At 71.5% G+C, this 20,213-nt stretch carries 25 protein-coding genes; 13 read left to right on the top strand and 12 right to left on the bottom strand.

What is annotated here, in order from left to right; genetic code table 11:
- Positions 1 to 167: 167 nt before the first annotated feature.
- Positions 168 to 944, bottom strand: coding sequence for an enoyl-CoA hydratase/isomerase family protein (locus EXE51_RS00870; protein ID WP_094552732.1), 777 nt, complete (start codon positions 942 to 944; stop codon positions 168 to 170).
- 93 nt (positions 945 to 1,037) lie between these two features.
- Entirely contained in the window at positions 1,038 to 1,259 is a 222-nt protein-coding gene (locus EXE51_RS00865; RefSeq protein WP_049929687.1) for a hypothetical protein, read from the bottom strand.
- A 133-nt stretch (positions 1,260 to 1,392) separates the two neighbouring features.
- Here EXE51_RS00865 and aroC point away from each other — a divergent pair, with 133 nt between their 5' ends.
- Positions 1,393 to 2,580 carry a chorismate synthase gene (gene aroC / locus EXE51_RS00860; protein WP_049929688.1) on the top strand — a complete coding sequence of 396 codons (1,188 nt, stop codon included), beginning with the start codon at positions 1,393 to 1,395 and terminating at the stop codon, positions 2,578 to 2,580.
- A gap of 61 nt (positions 2,581 to 2,641) precedes the next feature.
- On the opposite strand, the gene EXE51_RS00855 is transcribed toward aroC, so the two are convergent.
- Positions 2,642 to 3,544: a ZIP family metal transporter gene (locus EXE51_RS00855; RefSeq protein WP_049929689.1), complete on the bottom strand. Its 903-nt coding sequence runs from the start codon at positions 3,542 to 3,544 to the stop codon at positions 2,642 to 2,644.
- Between the two features lie 73 nt (positions 3,545 to 3,617).
- On the bottom strand, positions 3,618 to 4,220 hold the full coding sequence (locus EXE51_RS00850; protein ID WP_137691884.1) for a TIGR04206 family protein: 603 nt from the start codon (positions 4,218 to 4,220) through the stop codon (positions 3,618 to 3,620).
- 132 nt (positions 4,221 to 4,352) lie between these two features.
- On the opposite strand from EXE51_RS00850, the gene EXE51_RS00845 reads away from it, so the two are divergent.
- Positions 4,353 to 5,120: a hypothetical protein gene (locus EXE51_RS00845; RefSeq protein ID WP_137691883.1), complete on the top strand. Its 768-nt coding sequence runs from the start codon at positions 4,353 to 4,355 to the stop codon at positions 5,118 to 5,120.
- A 31-nt stretch (positions 5,121 to 5,151) separates the two neighbouring features.
- Positions 5,152 to 5,448: a hypothetical protein gene (locus EXE51_RS00840; protein ID WP_137691882.1), complete on the top strand. Its 297-nt coding sequence runs from the start codon at positions 5,152 to 5,154 to the stop codon at positions 5,446 to 5,448.
- A gap of 27 nt (positions 5,449 to 5,475) precedes the next feature.
- On the opposite strand, the gene EXE51_RS00835 is transcribed toward EXE51_RS00840, so the two are convergent.
- The gene (locus EXE51_RS00835) at positions 5,476 to 5,739 is read right to left on the bottom strand and encodes a hypothetical protein (protein WP_137691881.1); all 264 of its coding nucleotides are present in this window, start codon (positions 5,737 to 5,739) and stop codon (positions 5,476 to 5,478) included.
- A gap of 160 nt (positions 5,740 to 5,899) precedes the next feature.
- A complete protein-coding gene (locus EXE51_RS00830; RefSeq protein WP_049929693.1) occupies positions 5,900 to 7,243 on the bottom strand; it encodes an alkaline phosphatase family protein in 1,344 nt (447 codons plus the stop codon).
- Here EXE51_RS00830 and EXE51_RS17450 point away from each other — a divergent pair.
- The gene (locus EXE51_RS17450; protein ID WP_158413870.1) at positions 7,242 to 7,382 is read left to right on the top strand and encodes a hypothetical protein; all 141 of its coding nucleotides are present in this window, start codon (positions 7,242 to 7,244) and stop codon (positions 7,380 to 7,382) included. The genes EXE51_RS00830 and EXE51_RS17450 overlap by 2 nt on opposite strands.
- Complete coding sequence (locus EXE51_RS00825; protein WP_137691880.1) at positions 7,379 to 8,350, top strand: phosphoadenosine phosphosulfate reductase family protein; 972 nt, start codon at positions 7,379 to 7,381, stop codon at positions 8,348 to 8,350. The genes EXE51_RS17450 and EXE51_RS00825 overlap by 4 nt, the downstream gene beginning before the upstream one ends.
- A gap of 36 nt (positions 8,351 to 8,386) precedes the next feature.
- Here EXE51_RS00825 and EXE51_RS00820 read toward each other — a convergent pair whose 3' ends face one another.
- A complete protein-coding gene (locus EXE51_RS00820) occupies positions 8,387 to 9,640 on the bottom strand; it encodes a trans-acting enoyl reductase family protein (RefSeq protein ID WP_137691879.1) in 1,254 nt (417 codons plus the stop codon).
- 132 nt (positions 9,641 to 9,772) lie between these two features.
- On the opposite strand from EXE51_RS00820, the gene EXE51_RS00815 reads away from it, so the two are divergent.
- From EXE51_RS00815 to EXE51_RS00805, 3 genes are all read left to right on the top strand, one after another.
- On the top strand, positions 9,773 to 10,036 hold the full coding sequence (locus EXE51_RS00815; protein WP_049929695.1) for a hypothetical protein: 264 nt from the start codon (positions 9,773 to 9,775) through the stop codon (positions 10,034 to 10,036).
- On the top strand, positions 10,029 to 10,238 hold the full coding sequence (locus EXE51_RS00810) for a hypothetical protein (RefSeq protein ID WP_049911035.1): 210 nt from the start codon (positions 10,029 to 10,031) through the stop codon (positions 10,236 to 10,238). Before EXE51_RS00815 ends, EXE51_RS00810 begins: the two co-directional genes overlap by 8 nt.
- Positions 10,239 to 10,408: 170 nt before the next feature.
- The gene (locus EXE51_RS00805; protein WP_137691878.1) at positions 10,409 to 11,413 is read left to right on the top strand and encodes an arsenic resistance protein; all 1,005 of its coding nucleotides are present in this window, start codon (positions 10,409 to 10,411) and stop codon (positions 11,411 to 11,413) included.
- A gap of 60 nt (positions 11,414 to 11,473) precedes the next feature.
- Here EXE51_RS00805 and EXE51_RS00800 read toward each other — a convergent pair whose 3' ends face one another.
- From EXE51_RS00800 to EXE51_RS00785, 4 genes are all read right to left on the bottom strand, one after another.
- Positions 11,474 to 12,385 (bottom strand): NAD-dependent epimerase/dehydratase family protein, encoded by a 912-nt coding sequence (locus EXE51_RS00800; RefSeq protein ID WP_086220510.1) that lies wholly within the window; start codon positions 12,383 to 12,385, stop codon positions 11,474 to 11,476.
- An 89-nt stretch (positions 12,386 to 12,474) separates the two neighbouring features.
- Positions 12,475 to 13,371: a DUF4097 family beta strand repeat-containing protein gene (locus EXE51_RS00795; protein ID WP_137691877.1), complete on the bottom strand. Its 897-nt coding sequence runs from the start codon at positions 13,369 to 13,371 to the stop codon at positions 12,475 to 12,477.
- Complete coding sequence (locus tag EXE51_RS00790; RefSeq protein WP_233125175.1) at positions 13,364 to 14,047, bottom strand: sensor domain-containing protein; 684 nt, start codon at positions 14,045 to 14,047, stop codon at positions 13,364 to 13,366. Before EXE51_RS00790 ends, EXE51_RS00795 begins: the two co-directional genes overlap by 8 nt.
- Before the next feature lie 112 nt (positions 14,048 to 14,159).
- A complete protein-coding gene (locus tag EXE51_RS00785; protein WP_094582774.1) occupies positions 14,160 to 14,918 on the bottom strand; it encodes a sensor domain-containing protein in 759 nt (252 codons plus the stop codon).
- A 161-nt stretch (positions 14,919 to 15,079) separates the two neighbouring features.
- Here EXE51_RS00785 and EXE51_RS00780 point away from each other — a divergent pair, with 161 nt between their 5' ends.
- The 3 genes from EXE51_RS00780 to EXE51_RS00770 are packed head-to-tail and all read left to right on the top strand — an operon-like array spanning position 15,080 to position 16,085.
- Positions 15,080 to 15,436, top strand: coding sequence for a winged helix-turn-helix domain-containing protein (locus EXE51_RS00780; RefSeq protein WP_049929700.1), 357 nt, complete (start codon positions 15,080 to 15,082; stop codon positions 15,434 to 15,436).
- The gene (locus EXE51_RS00775; protein WP_241990572.1) at positions 15,433 to 15,816 is read left to right on the top strand and encodes a hypothetical protein; all 384 of its coding nucleotides are present in this window, start codon (positions 15,433 to 15,435) and stop codon (positions 15,814 to 15,816) included. Before EXE51_RS00780 ends, EXE51_RS00775 begins: the two co-directional genes overlap by 4 nt.
- A complete protein-coding gene (locus EXE51_RS00770; RefSeq protein ID WP_137691876.1) occupies positions 15,813 to 16,085 on the top strand; it encodes a hypothetical protein in 273 nt (90 codons plus the stop codon). Before EXE51_RS00775 ends, EXE51_RS00770 begins: the two co-directional genes overlap by 4 nt.
- 58 nt (positions 16,086 to 16,143) lie before the next feature.
- Here the strand turns inward: EXE51_RS00770 and EXE51_RS00765 are convergent, their stop codons facing one another.
- Entirely contained in the window at positions 16,144 to 17,508 is a 1,365-nt protein-coding gene (locus tag EXE51_RS00765; protein WP_094582773.1) for a hypothetical protein, read from the bottom strand.
- 98 nt (positions 17,509 to 17,606) lie between these two features.
- Here EXE51_RS00765 and glmM point away from each other — a divergent pair, with 98 nt between their 5' ends.
- Together glmM and glmU are read left to right on the top strand one after the other, a co-directional pair.
- The gene (glmM, locus tag EXE51_RS00760) at positions 17,607 to 18,947 is read left to right on the top strand and encodes a phosphoglucosamine mutase (RefSeq protein WP_137691875.1); all 1,341 of its coding nucleotides are present in this window, start codon (positions 17,607 to 17,609) and stop codon (positions 18,945 to 18,947) included.
- A 53-nt stretch (positions 18,948 to 19,000) separates the two neighbouring features.
- Positions 19,001 to 20,209, top strand: a complete 1,209-nt coding sequence (gene glmU / locus EXE51_RS00755; protein WP_049929704.1) for a bifunctional sugar-1-phosphate nucleotidylyltransferase/acetyltransferase — start codon at positions 19,001 to 19,003, stop codon at positions 20,207 to 20,209.
- The last annotated feature ends 4 nt before the right edge of the window (positions 20,210 to 20,213 follow it).

Genomic DNA, 20,213 nt, shown 5'->3' with positions numbered 1-20,213 from the left:
GCGGCCACGCCGCCGGCTGCCAGAGGCGTCGCGCCTCGCTGCCGCTCACGGCCTGTTGGCGGTTCGCGGCGTCCCTCGCACGCGCTTCTCGCGGCCGCCGAGGGCAGCCGCTCGACGGCGCGCGCCACCACACCTCGGCACAGCACCGACAGCGATCCGCTACCGCGTTATTCGAACTCCGGATCGCGCTTCTCCAAGAAAGCCGTCATCCCCTCGCGCTGATCGTGCGTCCCGAAGAGGCCGGCCCACGCACGGCGCTCCAAGGCGAGCCCGGTCGCCGCCGACCCCTCGCCGGCCGCGTTCAGCGCCTCCTTCGCCGCGCGCAGCGCGGTCGTCGGCTTCGCTGCCAGCTCGCCGGCCAGGTCGTCGATCCGGTCTTCGAAGTCGTCGTCCGCGACGACCTCGCCGACGAACCCGACCTCGGCCGCCTCGGTCGCGTCGATGCGCTCGCCGAGGAAGATCAGCCGGCGGGCGACCTCGTCGCCGACGAGCGCCGGGAGCCGCTGCGTGCCGCCCCAGCCGGGGATGATCCCCAGATCGATCTCGGTCTGCCCGAGGACGGCGCTCTCGGCGGCGACCCGCAGGTCACAGGCCAGGGCGAGCTCGCACCCGCCGCCGAAGGCGTAACCGTCGACGGCGGCGATCGTCGGCGCGGGGAACGTCTCGATCGCGTCCGCGACGCGGTGGCCAAGCTCGGCGTACGCCTGCGCCTCGGGCGTCGAGAGGTCGACCATGTGCGAGATGTCCGCGCCCGCGACGAACGCCTCGTCGCCCGCACCGGCGATCACGAGGACGCGAGCGTCGCGCTCGGCGGCCTCGTCGAGCGCGTCCTCGATCGCTTCGAGCGTCTCGGCGGTGAGCGCGTTGAGCTGCTCCGGTCGGTCGACGGTGATCGTCGCGACTCCGCGGTCGTCGACGTCGAAGGCGATGGTGTCCCAACTCATACCCGCCCCGTCTCGCGGCGACGTGAAAACGGTTCGGCAGGCGGATCCGACTCGGTCGGAGGCGGGGCTCCGCGGGCGGCGGCGACTCGACGGTCAGACCTCTTCGCGGCTGTCGATCCCGGTGTAGATGAACCACGCCGTCGTGTACACGCCGACGAACAGCAGGTAGCCGACGATCAGTCCCCCGAGCTGGCGGCTCGCGAGCCCGCCGGGGAGCGTCCGCGAGAGGATGCCGAGCGCGAGGGCGAAGACGACGAGCGAGAACAGCCCCGAAAGGGCGTACACGCCGAGGTCGGAGGTGAAGCGGTCGCGCACGCACCCACCAACGCGTTCCCCTTACATACCGCCGTCGGTCGCGCGCCGGTCGGCGCGTCGTCTCGAAGTCCGGGCGAGCGCCGCTCGTTGCGCGGATTGCAACCCCTATAAGCCCCCGGCCACACGTACCGGTATGAACGGGAACCGGTTCGGCCGACTCTTCCAGCTGACGACCTACGGCGAGAGCCACGGCGACGCGATGGGCGTCACCGTCTCCGGCGTGCCAGCGGGCGTCGAGCTCGACGAGGAGGCGATTCAGGCGCAGCTCGACCGGCGCAAGCCGGGCCAGTCGATGATCACCACCTCGCGGGGCGAGCCCGACGAGGTCGTCGTCAACTCCGGCGTCCAGGACGGCTACACCACGGGCACCCCGATCGGAATGGTGATCCAGAACAAGGACGCCCGCTCGGGGAAGTACGAGCCGTTCGTCACCGCGCCGCGCCCCTCGCACGGCGACTACACCTACTCCGCGAAGTTCGGCACACGCAACTGGGGCGGCGGCGGGCGCTCCTCGGCGCGCGAGACGGTGAACTGGGTCGCGGCCGGCGCGGTCGCCGAACAGGTGCTCGACGCCTCTGACCACGACGTCGAGATCAAAGCGCACGTCAATCGCATCGGCGACATCGAGGCCGCCCCGGTGAGCTTCGGGCAGATCCTCGAACACAGCGAGGAGAACGACGTGCGCTGCGCCGACCCCGAGGCGGCCGCGGAGATGCAGGAGCTGATCGAGGAGTACCAGGAGGAGGGCGACTCGATCGGCGGTTCGATCTACTTCGAGTGCCGGGGCGTCCCCCGGGGGCTCGGATCGCCGCGCTTCGACAGCTTCCCCGCCCGCCTCGGGCAGGCGATGTTCTCCATCCCGGCGACCACCGGCGTCGAGTACGGGCTGGGGAAGGACGCAACGCACGTGGCGGGCAGCGAGCGCAACGAGGACTGGACGTTCGACGACGGCGAGTCGTTCGACCACGTCGAGAGCGAGGAGGGCGACCCCGTCCCCGTGGGCAACGACCACGGCGGCCTCCAGGGCGGGATCACCACGGGCGAGCCGATCTACGGCGAGGCGACGTGGCACGCGCCGACCTCGATCCCGAAGAAGCAGCGCTCGGCCGACTGGGAGACCGGCGAGGAGAAGGAGGTCCAGGTCGTCGGCCGCCACGACCCCGTCCTCCCGCCGCGGGCCGTCCCCGTCGTCGAGGCGATGCTGTACTGTACGGTGCTCGACTTCATGCTGCTCGGCGGCCGGATCAACCCGGACCGCGTCGACGGCAACCCGGGACAGTACGACACCGATTACCACCCGAGTAGCCCGCGCAACGAGTAGCGACCGACGCCCGCACCCGGGCCTGTGCCGCGGTCGTGCGCTTCCAGCGTCCGGCGCCCGCTCACACCACGACGACGGCGTCGACGACGACGAGCAGGACGAAGCCGACGAGGAACGCGCCGGTCGCGGCATCGGCGTGCCCGTGCCCGTGCGAAGATGGGATCAGCTCGCGGAAGACGACCGCGAGCATCGCGCCCGCGGCGAACCCCGACGACACCGGGAACAGTCCGGCCCCGACCGACACGAGCGAGAAGCCGAAGACCGCGGCGACGACCTGCGGGACCACTCCCGAGAGGGTCGTGTACCAGACCACCCGGAGGTTCGACATCCCGGTCTCCGCCATCGGCACCGCGAACGCGAACCCGTCGGGCACGTTCTGAAGGCCGATGACGACCGCGAGCAACAGCGCGACCTCCTCCAGCCCGGAGGCGAACGCGACGCCGATCGCCAGCCCCTCGGGGGCGTTGTGGAGGGTGATCGCCCCGCCGATGAGCAGCGCCTTCCGGAGCGAGGACTCGCGCTCGGCGAGCGTCCCGGCGTCCTCGTCGACCGATTCCGGCTCCGCGTCGCCTCCCTCGGCGGCGGAGCCCCGGGTGGCGACACCCTCGGCGACAGAGTCCCCGGTCGGCGGCTCCATGACCGCGGCGTCGTCTGCGGTCGCGCCGCCCTCGACGAACCACGCCCGGTACTCCGCGTGGAGGTGCGGAATGAGGTAGTTCCCGCCAAGCAGCGTCGCCCCGCCGAGGAGCACCCCCGCCATCACCGCGCGGAGCGTCCCCTCCTCCATGCCGGGGATCACGAGGCCGAACACGCTGGCGGCGACCATCAGCCCGGCCGCCAGCCCGAGGGCACCGTCGTAGATCCGGTGTGTCACGCGATGCCGGAAGAAGACGGGGAGGGCCCCGATCCCGGTCGCGACCCCGGCGACGGTCGTCACGCCGAGGACCGAGGCGAGCGTCGTCATACACTGCGAGACCGCGCACTGGGATATAAATGGGCGGGGACGGCGGGAGGGCGGGGCGGGTTCCGGCGGCCGCTCAGCGAGTGGCTATCCCGGCGAGGTCGCGCCCGTAGGCCCCGAGGGCGACGAGGAGCGCCGCGACCGCGCCCGCGGGGATGACCGAGAGCCAGCCAGCGGTCGACCCGACGCCGAAGCGCACGCCCAGCCCCGCGGCGACCCACAGCGTCGCGGCCGCGGCGAACACGAGCAGGCCGCCGGTGACCCGCCGGTCCTCGCGACCGAGCGCGACTCCGCCCGTGGCGCTCCCGAGCGCGAGCAGGTGGAACCCGACGGCGAGCGGCCACGCGCGGATCGACGGAGGGAGCGTCGCGAACGGCCGCGGCTGGTCGAGGAAGTACGACCACACCGGGTACCCGCCGATCCCGCCGTCGGCGCCGAGCGTCACGAATCCCCAGAGGCTCACCAGCGTCGCGGTCCCGTCGCCGCCGGGCACGACCGCCATCGGGACCGCGAGCAACGCGGCGGCGAGGAGCCATTCGACGCGCCCGCTGGTCGACGGGCCGTCCGACTTCGACGCGGGTCGGGGCCTCGATTCCGCCTCCGGCCGTGCGGTCGATTCGGCCGACGACTGCGACCCCGACCCTGCCCCCGACCCCGAAGCGCCGTCCGGTCTCTCCATGCGAGCGGTTCGACGCCCGGAAGTAAGTATGGTCGGGGCGTCGGGGCGGCGGTGCGTGGGTCGGCGGTGCGTCGGCGCCGCCGCGCGAGCGGTCCCCGTCAAGCGTAACTCATCGCCGCCCGTAAGCAGGGTGTGAACACTGACGACGGCGGCCACCACGACGCGGCGGTCGACGCGCTGGCGGCGCGAGCGTACGAGCGGGCGGGCGACCGCTACACCCGCGGGGGGCGACGCGTGCTGGCCGACCCGCGGCCGGAGGTCGACCCCTTCGAGCCCGACGAGAAGGGGTGGATCGGACAGGGGCTCCAACAGCTGCTCGCCGCGGCGGTCGCGTACCGCGTCGCGGGCGCCGACGGTCGCGCGACCCAGCGCGCGGTCGAGGGGATCGCCGCGAGCCGCGACTTCGGACGCGTCCTCGACGAGCCGGGGCAGGGGGCCTGCCTGAGCGAGTTCGTCGCAGACTTCCGGGTCGCCGGCGGGCTGGGCGGCGCCGACGACGCGTACGACGACGCGGCAGCCCGCTACGAGGCGGCGGGCGACGGCGTCGACGCGCCGCAGGCGCTCGCGACGACGCCGCTCTTCGAGGCCGCGGCCGCGACGATCAAGCAGGTCGCGCGGGGGCAGGCGGACGGCGAGATCGCGATCAAGTGGGAGGACCTCCACGGCGCCGACCCCGACCGCCCGGGCGATTTCCTCGCGCACCGCGCCCGATTCAAGAAGCAGCGGTTCCGCGGCCTGATCGAGCGCGCGGTTGCTGACGGCCACCTCGCCGCGCCCCGAGGGACGACCGAGTACAACAACGACGGGAACCGCTGTCCGAACTGCGGGTCGACCCACGTGAACTGGGCCGGCACCGGGATCCTCTGTCTGCGGTGTTCGACGCCGACCGAGAGCATTTAACGGTCGGAGTCGAACCGGCCGATCGACACCGATGTCGCCCTCCATTCCCTCGTTCGGGAGCGACGAGCGGTCGGACCTCCCGTCCGACCACCTCGCGGTCGACGCGACGGGAGCGTACGTCGCGGAGAACTCGGGCGGATTCAACGATCCCACCCGGGGGCGCATGGTCGCGCTCGGTTCCGGCGGGTCCATGCGGTGGGAGGCGCCGTTTCCCGACGAGATCGAACCGCGGGCCCTGTTCGCCATCGGCGGCCGACTGGTCGCCGTCGAGCGCGAGAGCGCGTACGCGTTCCGCGCGGCCCTGGGCGAGCGCTGGTCGCCGCTGTGAGGGCTGTGAGTCCGGGGCGTCGTCCGGCTACGCGGTGAGCGCGTCGAGCACATCCGAGACGGAGAACGTCGTGTTGGGCTGCCGTAGTCGGTCGATCGGAATCCACCGCGAGACGTGTTCGGTCCCTCGCTCCGGTTCAACGAGCGCGAACGAATCGCGGGCATACGGCCATTCCTCAGCGATTCGACCCTCGTAGACGCGCCACACCTCGTGGGCAGGCTCCCCGCCGCGCTCGAAGACGCGCTCGAAGGTACCGACCGCCGTCGGGTCGAGCGGCTCCACGCCGAGCATCTCGTCGAACTCGCGGACGACCCCCTCGCGGCTGTGTTCGTCGAACGGCGCCGAGCGCGACGAAGCGAACGCCGTCGGTCATCACACGCGATACGCCGTCCGCCCGGAGGGTGACCGTGTCGGATACGCCCGCCGCGGGACGGCGGCGTCGGCGAGGTCGCTACGACAGCAGGCTCTCGCCGTCGAACTCGGCGTCGGCGTCGACGTCGAGCAGGTCGAGCACCGTCGGCGTCACGTCGAAGAGGTTCGCGTCGGCCAGGTCGAGGTCTGGATCGGTCGCGTACAGCAGCGAGTTCTCGAACTTGTGCATCCCGTTGCGCGGTCCCTCGGTGAACACCGCCTCCTTGCCGGAGAAGCCCGACTTGAGGTCGAACCCGTCCGCGGGGATGACGACCAGGTCGGGGGCGATGTCGTCGTGGGCGCCGTCGAAGGCGTCCTCGCCTTTCACGATCCGCTTACACACCTGTCGGCCGTCGGGGCCGGTGAGCGATTCGAGGTCGTCGATGAGCTCCTCGCGCGTCGCCTCGTACTCGTCCTCGGGCACGACGCCGTTCGGCTCGCGGCCCTCCACGTTGAGGTAGAAGCGCCCGGGAATGAGCGAGTACGCGCGCGCCTCGTCGTCGATATCGGTCAGCGAATCGTGGTCGTCGTCCTCGTATGAGAGCCACCCCTCGTCGGCGAGGAACTGGTTACAGTTCACCTCCCACTCCAGCCGGGTGAAGCCGTGGTCGGAGGCGACGACCAGGGTGGTGTCGTCGTCGAGCGAGTCGCGGATCGCGCCGATGTACTCGTCGAGCGTGCGGTAGAACTCGAGGAACTCCTCGGCGTACTCGCCGTCCGTCGCGTAGTCGCCGAAGAGGAAGTGGTTCACGCGGTCGGTGCTCATGAACACGCCGAAAAAGAGGTCCCAGTCGTCCTCGGCGAGGTAGTGGTCGAACGCCTCGTACCGGGCGTCGAGGGTCGCGTGCGCGTCTTCGATGAACTCCGTCTTGTCGTCGTCGTGGCCGAGCTTGGCGTTGACGTCGATCTTGTAGTCGAAGCCGTCGAGCGTCTCGCGGAGCGACTCGTCGCTCGTAGCCGACTCGAGGTCGGGCGAGAGGAAGCCGGAGGCCATCCGCTGGATCCGCGTCGAGGGCGGGAAGGTGACCGGGACGTTGAGGACGGTCGCGTCGCGCCCGGCGTCGGTGACGCGGTCCCACAGCCGGGTCGCCTGTACGTGGCGCCCGAGCGGGACGTACGTCTCGTAGGAGTCGACCTCGCGGTCTTGGAAGCCGTACACGCCCGTTTCGCCGGGGTTCACGCCGGTCGTGAGGCTCGGCCAGCAGGCGCTCGACTCCGGCGGCACGATGCTCTCCAACCGCCCGCCGGAGCCGGTCTCGGCGATGTCGGTCAGGTTCTCGAAGACTTCCGGGTGGTCCTCGACGAGGTCGAGCGGTACGCCGTCGATGCCGAGGAAGACGACGCGGTCGTCGTCCTCGCCGCGGAGCCGGTCGAACAGACCCATGACCGACGATTCCGGGGCGGCCGGCATATCCCTTGTGTTCCGCGAGGGCGCGGCGACGACGGCCCGGCAACGGACCGGCGGCCCCCGGCCGCGATTCAGAAGGCCTATTTCCTTTCGCGGCGACATCTCGGGCGTATGAGCGACGACTTCCCGGCGAGCGTCGACGTCGATTACGCCGACGGCGAGGGGGAGACCCCCGACGACTACCCGTCGATCCAGCACAAAATCGAGAAGGCGGTCGAGGTCACGCGCCGCGGGCTCGAACAGTACGACAATCCCGCCGTGATGTGGACGGGCGGGAAAGACTCCACGCTGACGCTGTACTTCATCAATCAGGTGGCCGAGGAGTACGGCTACGAGAAGCCGACGGCCGTGTTCATCGACCACTTCCAGCACTTCGACTCGATCACCGACTTCGTCGAGCACTGGGCGGACGAGTGGGGGATCGACCTCGTGTACGCCCGCAACGACGACGTGGGCGCGTACGTCGAGGAACACGGCCTCGAACCCGGCGACGACATCCCCGTCGACGCGCTCTCGGAGCACAACCAGCACCACATCCAGGAGATCCTCGAGTTCGAGGAGGACACGTTCCCGTTCCTGCTCGACACCTACGTCGGCAACCACCTGCTGAAGACGGTCGCGCTCAACGACGCCCTCGAGGAGTACGACATCGACGGCGTCATCTCCGGCGTCCGCTGGGACGAGCAGGAGGCCCGCGCCGACGAGACGTTCTTCTCGCCGCGCCACGACCCCGACCTGTTCCCGCCGCACGACCGCATCCAGCCTATCCTCCAGTTCGCCGAGGCCGACGTGTGGGACGCCTTCTGGAACTTCGTCGTTCCCGACACCGTCGAGGCGTTCCCCGACGAGGGGTACATCCCGCAAGCCGACGACGACCTGCCGGAGGGTGTCACGCAGGAGGACATCCCGATCTCGCCGAAGTACTTCGCCGGGTTCCGCTCGCTCGGCAGCGAGGTCTCGACCGAGAAGACGACCGAGGAGCCCGCCTGGCTCCAGAACCTCGAAGGCACGACCGAGCGCGCCGGCCGCGCCCAGGACAAGGAGGACCTGATGGAGCGCCTGCGCGACCTCGGCTACATGTAATCGACGGGCGGGAGCGGTCCGCCCGATACGCTTCTTTTACGACTCGCCGACCGCTGCGGTGAACCCCACGTCGCGGAGTCGCTCCGCGAGCGGGAGCCCGATCCCCGACGCCGGCGTCAACACGCCACCGTCGAACGGGGAGTCGACGTCGTCGCGCGCCAGACAGACGGCCGACTCGCCGAGCATCCGCGCCGTCGCGCCGTAGCCGGGGTCTCGGTCGGCCCCGAACTCGGCCTCGACGGTGAACGGCCCGTCAGCGCCCGTCCCGCGGCCCAACACCCGGATCAGGAAGCTCCCCGCTTCCGCCTCCTCCCGCGTCGGCCCCTCGCCGGGGTCGGGGAAGACGTAGCGCCGCAGCGCGTCGCGCACCGGCCCGACCGACATGGCCGCGGAGAACAGCCCGAGTCCGCCGGCGGCGGCGGTCGCGGTCGCCGCGCCGACCGGTCCCGACCCGGTCGGCACGACCTCTCCGCACTTGAACTCGCGGCCCCACGGGTAGCCGAGCAGGGCGTTGCTCCGCCGGACCACGCGCTCGTTCACCGGCGCCATCGGCGACGGGGCGGTCCACTCGCCCCGGAGCGGATCGCGCCGCGGCCAGCGCTGCTCGCCGGGGTCGACGCCGGTCCGCTCGCCGCGGGGGGCCAGCGAGTACGGGTTCCGGAGCGCCTCGCGGGCGAGCGGGTCGGTCGCGGCCGCCTCGAACAGCTCGCCGAAGCTCGCGAGCGTACCGCCGCTGACGCTCCCGCTCCCGCCGTCGAGGTAGATCCGGACTGACTCGCAGGGCGCGCCGTGGGTCTCCGCCGCGAACGACTGGACGAGCAGCGTCCCGATGTCCGCCGGCACGGAGTCGAACCCGCAGCTGTGGACGATCCGCGCCTCGTTCTCGACGGCGGCCTCGTGGAACCGGTCGACCGTCTCGCGCACCCAGTTCACCTCGCCCGTGAGGTCGCAGTAGTCCGTCCCGGCCTCGACGCAGGCCTCGACCAGCGGCGTTCCGTACGCCGTGTACGGGCCGACCGTCGTACAGACGACCTCGGTGTCGCGGGCGATGGGGCGCAGGCTCTCCGGGTCGGTCGCGTCGCCGACGACGACGGGCACGTCGTCCCACGCGTCGCTCCGCCGCGTGAGGTCGTCGACGAGCGCGTCGAGCCGCTCTCGACTCCGCCCGCCGACGGCGAGCGAGAGGGCTTCGGGGTCGTATCGCTCGGTCAGGTACTCGGCCGCGAAGCGCCCGGCGACGCCGGTCGCGCCCCACACCACCACGTCGTGTTTCCGATCCGCGTTCGACATCCGTGAGCGCGTACGGGCCGGCCGCCTAAACCAACGGGGGTACGCGTCGCCGGAACCGGGACGCCGCCGAACCCGACGCGGCAGGACGCTGTGACGCGCTACCTCTTTACACTGGCAGCCGCAACGGATCGCATGGCCGTTGGCACTCGGTTATCACTACAGCTCGCCGACTTCGGCACCCGATCGCTCGTCACCCACGCGCTCATGGCGGTGGGGTTCGTCGGCGCGGTCGTCACGGGGTTGTTCGTCGACGGACAGCTCGGCGTCGTCTCGATGGCGGCGTTCATCAACTTCACCGCCGGCTTGTGGATCTGCCAGTCGATCCACTCGCTCGGCAACGCCGCCACCGAGGACGAGTATCAGGGCGTGCTCAAGGAGATATTAAATCGTGTCTAGCGAGCCCGGCATCGACACGGGCCGTTTCGGGCGAACGCTCGTGCTCATCGGCTTCGTCACGACCGTCTTCCTGTTTCTCATCGCCGAGCGCCTCTCCGGCGACACGTTCCGGATCGGCGCTATCGCGATCGGGACGGTGGCGCTGATCACCGCGATCACCGGATTCCTGATCGCCGCTGGCAGCGCGGTCGAGGGGCACTAGCCCGGCCGCGACCCGCGACGCGCCCGTCTCGACAGGAGCAGCCCCCGCGCGCTCGCGTCGCCGCACGCGTCGGCCCGCATCGCCGTGCGCGTCGGGCCGCGCCGGAAATTGTCGGGTCACCCGCGTTCTGCCCGAAATATTATTGTGTAGTAACCACAATAATATACACGATGATACGGCGGTTCCTCACAGGGATCAAGTCGAACCTGATCTACGTCGTGGTCGGGTCGCTGGCGGCGGGGCTGATCGTCGGGCAGTTCACCGGGGCGTCGTTCAAGCGACTCCTCCAGTCCGCGGTGGTCCCCGTGCTGTTCCTGATGATCTACCCGATGATGATCAACATCGACCTCAGGGAGGTGGTGAACGTCCGCAGCCACGCGCGGGTCGTCGCGCTCAGTCTCCTCGTCAACTTCGGGGTCGCCCCGCTACTCGCGGTCGGGCTCGCGCGGCTGTTCTTCGACGGGAGCGTCGGCTACGCGTTCGGGCTCTACTTCATCGCGCTCATCCCGACCTCCGGAATGACCGCCGCTTGGACCGGGCTCGCCAACGGCGACTTGGAGTCCGCGCTCGTGGCGATGGCGGTGAACCTGCTGGTCGCCGTCGCGGTCCTGCCGACGTACCTCGCCGCGCTGATCCCAGCGAGCGTCGGCTTCGACGCCGCCGCGCTGTACGGGCAGCTCGCCCGCGTGGTCGTCCTCCCGATGATCGCCGGCACGCTCACGCGGCGGGTGCTGCTCGGTCGGCTGGGCGCGGACGGGTTCAGGCGACTGAAGCCGACGCTCGGCGGGCTCAGCTCCTTCGGCGTCATGCTGATCGTGTTCATCGCCATGGCGATGCGATCCGAGAGCATTCTCGCCGACCCCGTCGCATCGGGGGCCACGATCGTCCCCATCGTGGCGTTCTACGCGCTCCTGCTCGGCGTCGGGTCGGGGCTCGGACGCGCGGTCCGGGACGCCGCCAGCGGCGTCGCGCTCGTGTACGCCACGAGCATGCGCAACCTCTCGATCGCGGTGGCGGTCGTCGTCGCCGCGCCGGCGGTCCCCGAGACCGCCGTGCTGCCGATCACGTTGGCCTACGTCGTCCAACCGCCGCTGGGCGCGGTGTATATGCACTACCGCCGCGACGTCGCCGACGGCGACGCGTCGCTCTTCGACGCGGTCGCCTCGATCATCTGAGCCGTCGAGCGGCCGGTCGTCGCCGGAGGCCGCGGCCCTCCCTACCGGGCCGTCGTCGCGCTACTGATACGGTTCGCAGACCCTCTCGACGCCCTCCTCGAAGCCGATCTCGGGCTCCCAGCCGGTGGCCTCGTGGAACGTCGAGTAGTCGGCCATCGTGTCGTGGACGTAGCCGTCGAACGGGCACTCGATGTACTCGGGGTCGACGTCCGTCCCGAGCGCGTCGTTGATCATCGCGACCATCTCGTTGAACGTGTACGCCTCCTGGGTGCCGACGTTGTACACGCCCGTCAGCTCGTGGTCGGCGGCGAGCTCGCAGGCGCGGGCCACGTCCGAGACGTGCGTGAAGTCGCGGGTCTGGCTCCCGTCGCCGAACAGCTCGGGCGCCTCGCCGGAGGCGATCGCGTCCGCGAACTGCGCGACCGTGTTCGCGTACTCGCCCTTGTGCTCCTCGTTGCCGCCGAAGCCCTGGTACACCGAGAAGAAGCGCAGGCCGGCCACGTTCATGTCGTGGTGGTTGGCGAAGTACTCGGCGTAGCGTTCGCGGGCGAGCTTCGAGGCCTCGTAGGCGGTGTGCGCCTCCACGTCCATGTCGACGGGCGAGGGCTCGGTGCGGCTCCCGTAGATCGAGGAGGTGGAGGCGTAGACGACCGTCTCACAGCCCGCTTCGCGGGCACGCTCGACAGCGTTGACGAACCCCTCGACGTTGACGCGGCAGCCGCGCTGGGGGTCGTTCTCGTGCATGTTCCGCGAGGAGAGCGCGGCGAGGTGGAAGACGACGTCGACGTCGACGGGGTAGTCGTCGTCGACCACGGAGGCCTCGACGAACTCGACGGCGTCGTCGAGGTTCTCGGCGGCGCCGAGGTAGAGGTCGTCGACGGCGATCACGTCGTTATCGACCGCGAGGCGGTTCGCGAGGTTCGAGCCGATGAACCCGGCGCCGCCCGTGACGAGGACGCGTTTGCCTTGCATGATCGAGTGTCCTCGGAGGCGACAATTCAGCGCTTCGGTTTCGCGCGGGAGCGCAGGTCGCCGCTGTCGACAACGGCGACGCCGACGGCTCACGCCCGGATCGTGATGTCGCCGTCGCGGGTCCGGGCTGTCACCGCGGCGTCGCCGCCGTTGACGGCCGCTCGGAGCCGAGACTCCGTCCGCTCGCGGACGCTGACCGCGCCGCCGCCGTCCGTGACGACGAACTCCCCGTCGTCGGTGCTCGCGGTCAGGGTCGCGCTCAGATCGTCGCCGAGCCGGAGCAGGAGGTCGCCGTCGGTCGACGCGACGACCGCGTCAGACGCCGCGGCGGGCACGTCCGCGACGACGTCGCCGTCCCGCGTCCGCAGGGCGTCGACGCGGGCGGGATCCCGCGCGCGTATCTCGCCGTCCACGGTCGTCGCCGAGAGCGTTCCGTCGGTCCCGTCGACGAGAACGTCGCCGTCGCGGGACTCGGCGCGCACGTCGCCGCGGGCGTCGGTGACCGACACGTCGCCGTCCGTCGTCGCCAGCGTCGCGCCGTCGGGGACCGACTCCGCCCGCACGTCGCCGTCGGCGGTGCGGACCTCGTCGACCGCGACGCTCGGCGGCGCGCGGATCTCGAGGTCGACGCGGCCGCCGCCGAACCCGACGACCCGCGGCTCGTCCGTCGTCACTTCGAGGCGGTCGCCGACGGTCCGCACGGTCGCGCCGAGTTCGTCGAACGAGACGCGGCCGAGGGCGCGCTTCCGGGCGACGACCGCGATGTCGTCGCGGGACTCCGCGCGGAAGTCGATATCGCCGGTGGCCTCCGTCACGGCGAGCGTCGAGACCGTCGAGGGGTCGACGCTGCGCCGCTCCGTCTCCGTCCGGCGGTCGACGTCGACGACGCCGCTACAGCCGGCGAGGGTCGTTCCCAGTCCAACACCGACCGCGCCGAGCAGTCGCCGCCGCGTCGACGACCCGTCGGCTGCCGAACGGTCACGCATCGGCCGCCTCCGCGGACCGCGCCGCGCCGCCGAGCAGCGCGTCGGTGAGGAAGCCGCCGAACCGGGCGACGCCGTTGGTCACGTGGAGCGACACGAGGACGAGAAGGACGCCGAGGCCGCCCCCGGCGACCGCCTCGCCCAGCGTGTCGACCACGTACGGGCCGAACGTGTAGGTGACGCCGGGCGCGTCGTAGAGCGCCGGCGCGGCGAGCAGCGTCGCAGACACCGCGAACGCGGTGACGAGCGCGGTGAACGCGACGACGCCGTAAACGAACTTGAGCCCGACGAGCAGCAGCCCGGTCCACGCCGCCGGCGCGGTGAGGACCCGCTTCGTCGTGCCGATCGCCTCCTCGACCGACCCGAAGGCGAGTTCGATCCCTCCGTCGTCGCCGTCGACCTCGACGTCGAGGAGGTGGTCGGCGAGCCGGCGCTCGAACGAGCTGATACCGAGCGTCACGACCAGCGTCGCGAGGACGATCGGGACGCCGGCGAACGTGACGAGGAGCCCGAGTCCCGTCGAGAGGCCCGTCGTGACGACGGTGAAGTAGGCGATGCCCAGCGGGAACGCTAACAGGAGGTACGCTAGGTTGCGATACGTCTGCGCGTCGAACGGCACACCGACGAAGCGCGCGAGCGCCGCGACCGGTGAGCGTGGGGACCAGCGGTGATCGCTCATGCTGTACCTACCGCTTGCGACCGAGCTCACATATAAAGAATCGAACGCTGCTCAGCGGGCAACGCCACCAAAAATATAAGTACGATGTTTTTCGCAGCGGGCGAACGCCGGGTCAGTCGTCGCTCACCGGCGAGGTGCCAGCGCCGAGCGCGAACTCTGCCCACCGCGCGCAGAGCCAGCCGGCGGCGCTCACGACGTTCAGCCCGACGAGGGCCGCCAGCACGCCGAACAGAGACATGAGGAGCGCGCCCGGCAACGTCGACACCTCCCACGACGTGAGTCGGACGATGAACGAGACGCCGACCTCGAACTGCTCCCACGGGACGACGAGCGACAGCTCCCGACGGATCGGCTCCGGGAGGATGAGCCCGACCGACGCGCCGGGCGCGTCGTAGTACAGCGGCGCCGCCAGCAGCGACGCGCCGACGCTGAGCACGACCGTAAGGAGCGTGAAGCCGGCGACGCCGATGATCAGCTTCGACAGGACGAACAGGAGGGCGCCCCACACGGCGAGGTCGGTCGCCGCGGCGAGGGCCCGGTCGGCGATGCCCGACGCCTCCGTCACCTTCCACGACGGGTCGGCGATGTCGGCGCCGAGGAGCCGACGAGCGAGCACGCGTTCGCCGATCGACACCAGCACCACGCCGCCCAGCGTCGCCGCGAGGATCGGTACGCCGACGAGGAGTACGGAGAGGCTGACACCGAGCGACAGCCCGACCACGGTACAGACGAAGTACGCGATCCCGAGGGGAAACGACAGCGCCAGGTACGCCGCAGCGGCGTAGGTCCGAATCCGGAACGGCGCTGAGAGCACCGCTTCGGCGACCCGTCTGTTCGCGGGGGGATCCGAGAGCGCGTCCGAGAGGGCCATCGGCTGAGTGAAGCGTCGGCCAGCAGCCGTAAGAAATCTCGGTCTCGTCAGCGATCCGACGGTTCTCGTGACGCGGACCGACGCTGCGCGCCGGACTGCGGCGCGACCGAACTCAGTCCTCGGCGGGAAGACTAAGTTTCCCGATTACGAGGTTCGACCGAATGGGCACGGAGGCGTCGGTCGATCCGCGGGAAGTGTACTCGCTGCTCGACGACGAGTACGCCCGGCAGATCCTCATCGAGACCTACGAGGAGACGCGGTCGGCGAGCGCGCTCAGCGAGGCCTGCGACGCCTCCGAGGCGACCGTCTACCGCCGGCTCGAACGCCTCCGCGAACAGGACCTCGTCGAGACGGTACAGGAGGTCGACCCGGACCGCGGTCCCCAGCAGGTGTACGCCGCTCGGCTCAACCGCGTCTCCGTCGACCTGACCGCGAGCGGGTTCGAAGTGAGCGTCGACTATGTCGAGGAGACGGCCGCCGACCGACTGACGCGGCTCTACGAGGAGCTTTCGGGATGATCGGAACGTGGCCCGTGGCGACGGCGCTTGCGGCGGTCATGGAGCAGAGCGTCTCGGTAATCGGGCGACAGAGTCTCCCGATTCAGGTCGACGTGGTCGGCGGCGGCGGTGGGCTCGCCGCGATCACGATCGCCGCGTTCTTCCTGTCGGTGCTGCTCGCGGTGTTCGTCACCTACCGCTTCGCGCGTGGATACCTGCGAACGCGCCGCCGGCCGCTGCTGTTCCTGACGCTCGGGCTACTGCTGTTGGCGCCCCTCCCGATGTTCCTCCGGCTGGCGTCCGGCAACGTCGCGTGGGTGACCGCCACCGAGCGGACCGTGGTCGTGACCGCGAGCAAGCTCTGCGGGCTCCTGCTGATCCTCGGGGTGGTCTACCGGTGACGCTCTCCGTCGTCGCGACCGCGGGCGGGGTCGCCACCGCCTGCCTCGGGGCGTACGTGTCGTACCTCGCCTACGACGGCTGGCGCCGGAACGAGAGCCGGACGATGCTGCTTCTGGCCGTCGGCGTCGTCTGTATCGCGGTCCTCCCGTACGTCGTCGCGTACGGCCTGACGCCGCTGTTGGGGCTCTCCGACGCGGCGACCGTGTTCGGCGTCACCGTGGCGCACCTAATTGGACTCGGCGCGCTGGCGCGGTCGGTGACCGACTGACGCGGTCGGGCGTGCCGGCGGCCCGTCGCCCCCTCGACGGCGGGAACGCCGCGGCCGATCAGTCGGGGTCGAGAATCGCGTCCCGTAGCGGCGGGAAGGCCTCTAACTTGGCGCGCCCGACCAGCGCGTAGAGGTACGCCTCCAACCGTTCGCGCCACATCGGCCGGTCGCGGCCGCCGCCGAACCCGACCTCCGCGACCTGGAGGTCTTCGACCGCGCGGCCGATCTGCGTGACGAGCAGGGGTTCAGGGGCGGAGCCGACGACCGACTCGTAGGTCGCCTGCGCCCGGCGCTTCGCGGCGAGGGTGTGGCCCGAGTCGAACGCGGTGTCGTCCGGCTCGACGACGAGCCGGTCGACTGCCGTCCCGTGGGCACGACGGCGCGCTACCCCGATCGAGAGCGCGACGGTCCGCAACGCGAGCAGGTCCGTGTCGATCGGCGTCCGCCACGGAACGGGCGCGGTCGATCCGAGACACCACCGCGCCAGCCGCGAGTGCGCGAACTCCCACGGCCCGTACTCGTCGACCTCCCCGACGTACCGGTCCCGCACATCGTCCCGGGACGGGTACTCGCGGAGGTCGGCGCGGAAGCGCTCGGCGGCCGCGCGCAGCGCCTCCGCGTGCGGGCCCGTGTCGCTCCCGAGGCGGTCGAAGAGGGTGTCGCGGTACCGCTCCGCGGTCATGGCGTCGACCTCGCCTCGGAGCAGCGCGGCCGTCACCTCACCTGCGACTTCCGGGTCGACCGCGTCGGCGGAGGCGTCGCTTTCGCCCCCGGAATCGGCGTTTTGCCCTGAGTCGGAATCGTCCGGGAGCGCGCGGGCCGCCAGCGCGCTCGCCGACTGCACCTCGCCCTCGATGCGGACGTACCACCCGAGGTCGCGCGCGGGATCCGTCGTCGGGTAGGGCTTCAGGTCGTCCGCGACCGCCCGCGCGCGGTCCGTCAGTACGGCGGCGCGGTCGCGGAGCGTCGCCCGGTCGACCGCGTCCTGCTCGGCGCGGGCGTACCCCAGCGCCTCGCCCGCGAACTGGAGGCCGTACCGCGCTCGGAACAGGGCCGTGTCGTGGTCGGCCTCGTCGAGCGCCTCGCGGGCGTCCTCGAGCCAGCCGCCCGCATCCGTCGTGATCGGCGCGGCGTCGTCCCCGACGGAGTCCATCTCGGCCCACCGGCGCCGGCTCTCCGCGACCGTTTCCGCGAGCGTCTCGACGGCCTCGCGGGCGTGCGCCTCGGTCACCGGCGGCCGCCAGAGGGCGTCGACCTCCGGCGGGGTCGGGTAATGCGTCGTCGCCGCGTCCGTGATCGAGTCCGGCAGCGCGGTCGGTTCCGTCACGCCGACGACCGCGGTGCCGCCGGCGAGTACCGCGGCGCCGCCGCCGAGCGTCGCCAAAACCGTCCGTCTGCTAACCGAGGAGGGGCCGGGGACCATGCGCGAGGCTGCGGGGTTCGATCGGTAAAAGCCTTGGAGCGATTCCGTTCTGGCCGCCGTCCCGAACCGTCTTTGCGGTGGCCGGCGATCGCTTCGGTATGTTCGGCACCAGCGGCGTTCGCGGCCCGGTCGGCGACGAGGTCACGGCGGCCCTCGCGCTCGACGTGGGGCGCGCGCTCGCGACGGACGGCGCGGAGACGGTCGTGATCGGGCGCGACGCCCGGGACAGCGGCGCGATGCTCACGCGGGCGCTCGCCGCGGGACTCACCGAGTGCGGGAGCGACGTGATCGACGTCGGCGTCGAGGCGACCCCGACGGTTGCGCGGGCGGTCGCCCGGGAGGGCGCGGACGCCGGCGCCGTCGTCACGGCCTCGCACAACCCCGCGCCCGACAACGGTATCAAGCTCTGGACGGCGTCCGGGCGCGCCTTCGACGAGGACCGGAACGATCGGATCGCCGAGATCATCGGGACGGAGGCGTTCGATCTCGCGAGCCACGACGGGATCGGCACGGTCGAGACGCGCGACGCGGTCGCGGGCGGCGACGCCCGACGACGCCACGAGCGCGCGCTGCGCGAGACCGTTCCGCTGCCGGACGACCTCTCTGTCGTCGTCGACCTCGGCAACGGCGTCGGGCGCGTCACCGCCGACGCGCTCCACGCCGCGGGCTGCGACGTCGAGACGCTCAACGGGCAGCGCGACGGTCGGTTCCCGGGGCGACCGAGCGAGCCGACCGCGGCGAACTGCGAGACCGCCTGCGAGGTGGTCGCCGCGACCGACGCCGACCTCGGGCTGGTCCACGACGGCGACGCCGATCGCCTGATGGCGGTCGACGAGCGCGGGCGGTTCGTCGCCGGCGACGCGCTACTCGCGCTGTTCGCCCGCCGCGAGGCCGGCGCGGGCGACCGCGTCGCGGTCCCGGTCGACACGAGCCTCCTCGTCGCGGACGCGCTGAGCGAAGTCGACGCCGCGGTCACGTACACGCCCGTCGGCGACGCGTACGTGGCCGCGGAGGCGGCGAAGCCCGGCGTCGCCTTCGGCGGCGAGCCGAGCGGCGCGTGGATCTGGCCGGACCGGACGCTGTGTCCCGACGGCCCGCTCGCGGCCTGTATCCTGACCGCGCTCGTCGGCGCGGAGGGATCGCTGGCGGCGCTCGTCGACGGCCTCCCCGAGTACCCGATCCGCCGCGACTCCGTGCGCACGGGCCGGAAGTCCGAGACCGTCGAGCGCGTCGGCGAGGCCGCGGCCGCCGAGTACGACGACGTGTCGACCCTCGACGGCGTCCGTGTCGAGACGGACGCGGGCTGGTTCCTCGTGCGCGCGAGCGGGACCGAGCCGCTGGTGCGGATCACGGCCGAAGCGCGCGACGAGGCCGACGCAGACGCGCTGTTCGAGACGGCGCGCGGGCTCATCGATCGAGCGGACGCGAGCCTCGACTGACGCCCCGGATCCGACCGCAGTCAATAAACCTCGGCCCGCCGTCGGCTCCGCACATGTACGGAGTCGTGCTCGCGGCCGGCCGCGGGACTCGGATGCGACCGCTGACGGACCGCCGCCCGAAACCGCTGCTGCCGGTCGGGGACCGCTCGCTGCTCGAACGGGTGTTCGACACGGCCCGCGACGTGGTCGACGAGTTCGTCGTCGTGACGGGGTACCGCGGCGACGCGATCCGCGATGCCGTTGGCGAGTCGTACCGCGGCCGCCCGGTCCACTACGTCGAGCAGGCCGAGGCGCTGGGGACGGCCCACGCCGTCGCGCAGGCCGAACCGGTCGTCGACGACGACTTCCTCGTGCTCAACGGCGACGTGGTCGTCGACGCGTCGCTCCCGGACGCGCTCGCCGAGGCCGGCGCCCCCGCTATCGCCGCCACCGAGGTCGAGGACCCACGGGCGTATGGCGTGCTCTCGGTCGGCGACGACGGAGCGCTCGCCGGGATCGTCGAGAAGCCCGACGACCCGCCGACGACCCTCGCGAACGTCGGCTGTTACGCGTTCGAACCGGAGGTGTTCGAGTACATCGAGGACACCCCGGAGAGCGAGCGCGGCGAGTACGAGATCACGACGACGATCGACCGATTGCTCGGTGACGGTCGGCGGATCGCGGTCGCGACCTACGACGGGACGTGGCTCGACGTGGGGCGCCCGTGGGAGCTGTTGGAAGCGAACGAGCTGGCGCTGGCGGCACTCGACGACGGAACGGCGATCGGCGGTACCGTCGAGGACGGCGTCGAGCTCCGCGGCCCGGTCGTCGTCGAAGACGGCGCGCGCGTCCGCTCGGGGGCGTACGTCGAGGGGCCGGCGCTGATCCGCGAGGGCGCGGACGTGGGGCCGAACGCCTACCTCCGCGGGGCCACCGTTGTTGGACCGGATGCCCACGTCGGCCACGCCGTCGAGGTGAAGAACTCGGTGCTAATGGCCGGCGCGTCGGTCGGGCACCTCTCGTACGTCGGCGACTCCGTGCTGGGCCGCGGCGTCAACTTCGGCGCGGGAACGAACGTCGCCAACCTCCGCCACGACGGCGAGAACGTGCGGCTGACGGTGAAAGGCGAGCGCGTCGACACCGGGCGCCGCAAGCTGGGCGCGATCGTCGGCGGCGGTGCGAAGACCGGCATCAACACCGCCCTGAACGCCGGCGTCAAACTGGGGGCCGGCGAGACCACCGGGCCGGGTGAGTCGCTGACGCGGGACCGGCTCTCCGAATAGGGGG

Source organism: Halorubrum sp. CGM5_25_10-8B (assembly GCF_005435095.1).
GTDB lineage: Archaea > Halobacteriota > Halobacteria > Halobacteriales > Haloferacaceae > Halorubrum > Halorubrum ezzemoulense.
This window is presented reverse-complemented; position numbering and strand designations above follow the sequence as displayed.

Excerpts from the sequence above, each read along its gene's own strand:
- EXE51_RS00870 (WP_094552732.1), bottom strand. The coding sequence starts at position 944 with ATGAGTTGGGACACCATCGCCTTCGACGTCGACGACCGCGGAGTCGCG.
- aroC (WP_049929688.1), top strand. The coding sequence starts at position 1,393 with ATGAACGGGAACCGGTTCGGCCGACTCTTCCAGCTGACGACCTACGGC.
- EXE51_RS00855 (WP_049929689.1), bottom strand. The coding sequence starts at position 3,544 with ATGACGACGCTCGCCTCGGTCCTCGGCGTGACGACCGTCGCCGGGGTC.
- EXE51_RS00850 (WP_137691884.1), bottom strand. The coding sequence starts at position 4,220 with ATGGAGAGACCGGACGGCGCTTCGGGGTCGGGGGCAGGGTCGGGGTCG.
- EXE51_RS00840 (WP_137691882.1), top strand. The coding sequence starts at position 5,152 with ATGTCGCCCTCCATTCCCTCGTTCGGGAGCGACGAGCGGTCGGACCTC.
- EXE51_RS00835 (WP_137691881.1), bottom strand. The coding sequence starts at position 5,739 with ATGCTCGGCGTGGAGCCGCTCGACCCGACGGCGGTCGGTACCTTCGAG.
- EXE51_RS17450 (WP_158413870.1), top strand. The coding sequence starts at position 7,242 with ATGACCGACGATTCCGGGGCGGCCGGCATATCCCTTGTGTTCCGCGAG.
- EXE51_RS00830 (WP_049929693.1), bottom strand. The coding sequence starts at position 7,243 with ATGGGTCTGTTCGACCGGCTCCGCGGCGAGGACGACGACCGCGTCGTC.
- EXE51_RS00825 (WP_137691880.1), top strand. The coding sequence starts at position 7,379 with ATGAGCGACGACTTCCCGGCGAGCGTCGACGTCGATTACGCCGACGGC.
- EXE51_RS00820 (WP_137691879.1), bottom strand. The coding sequence starts at position 9,640 with ATGTCGAACGCGGATCGGAAACACGACGTGGTGGTGTGGGGCGCGACC.
- EXE51_RS00815 (WP_049929695.1), top strand. The coding sequence starts at position 9,773 with ATGGCCGTTGGCACTCGGTTATCACTACAGCTCGCCGACTTCGGCACC.
- EXE51_RS00805 (WP_137691878.1), top strand. The coding sequence starts at position 10,409 with ATGATACGGCGGTTCCTCACAGGGATCAAGTCGAACCTGATCTACGTC.
- EXE51_RS00800 (WP_086220510.1), bottom strand. The coding sequence starts at position 12,385 with ATGCAAGGCAAACGCGTCCTCGTCACGGGCGGCGCCGGGTTCATCGGC.
- EXE51_RS00795 (WP_137691877.1), bottom strand. The coding sequence starts at position 13,371 with ATGCGTGACCGTTCGGCAGCCGACGGGTCGTCGACGCGGCGGCGACTG.
- EXE51_RS00790 (WP_233125175.1), bottom strand. The coding sequence starts at position 14,047 with ATGAGCGATCACCGCTGGTCCCCACGCTCACCGGTCGCGGCGCTCGCG.
- EXE51_RS00785 (WP_094582774.1), bottom strand. The coding sequence starts at position 14,918 with ATGGCCCTCTCGGACGCGCTCTCGGATCCCCCCGCGAACAGACGGGTC.
- EXE51_RS00780 (WP_049929700.1), top strand. The coding sequence starts at position 15,080 with ATGGGCACGGAGGCGTCGGTCGATCCGCGGGAAGTGTACTCGCTGCTC.
- EXE51_RS00775 (WP_241990572.1), top strand. The coding sequence starts at position 15,433 with ATGATCGGAACGTGGCCCGTGGCGACGGCGCTTGCGGCGGTCATGGAG.
- EXE51_RS00765 (WP_094582773.1), bottom strand. The coding sequence starts at position 17,508 with ATGGTCCCCGGCCCCTCCTCGGTTAGCAGACGGACGGTTTTGGCGACG.
- glmM (WP_137691875.1), top strand. The coding sequence starts at position 17,607 with ATGTTCGGCACCAGCGGCGTTCGCGGCCCGGTCGGCGACGAGGTCACG.
- glmU (WP_049929704.1), top strand. The coding sequence starts at position 19,001 with ATGTACGGAGTCGTGCTCGCGGCCGGCCGCGGGACTCGGATGCGACCG.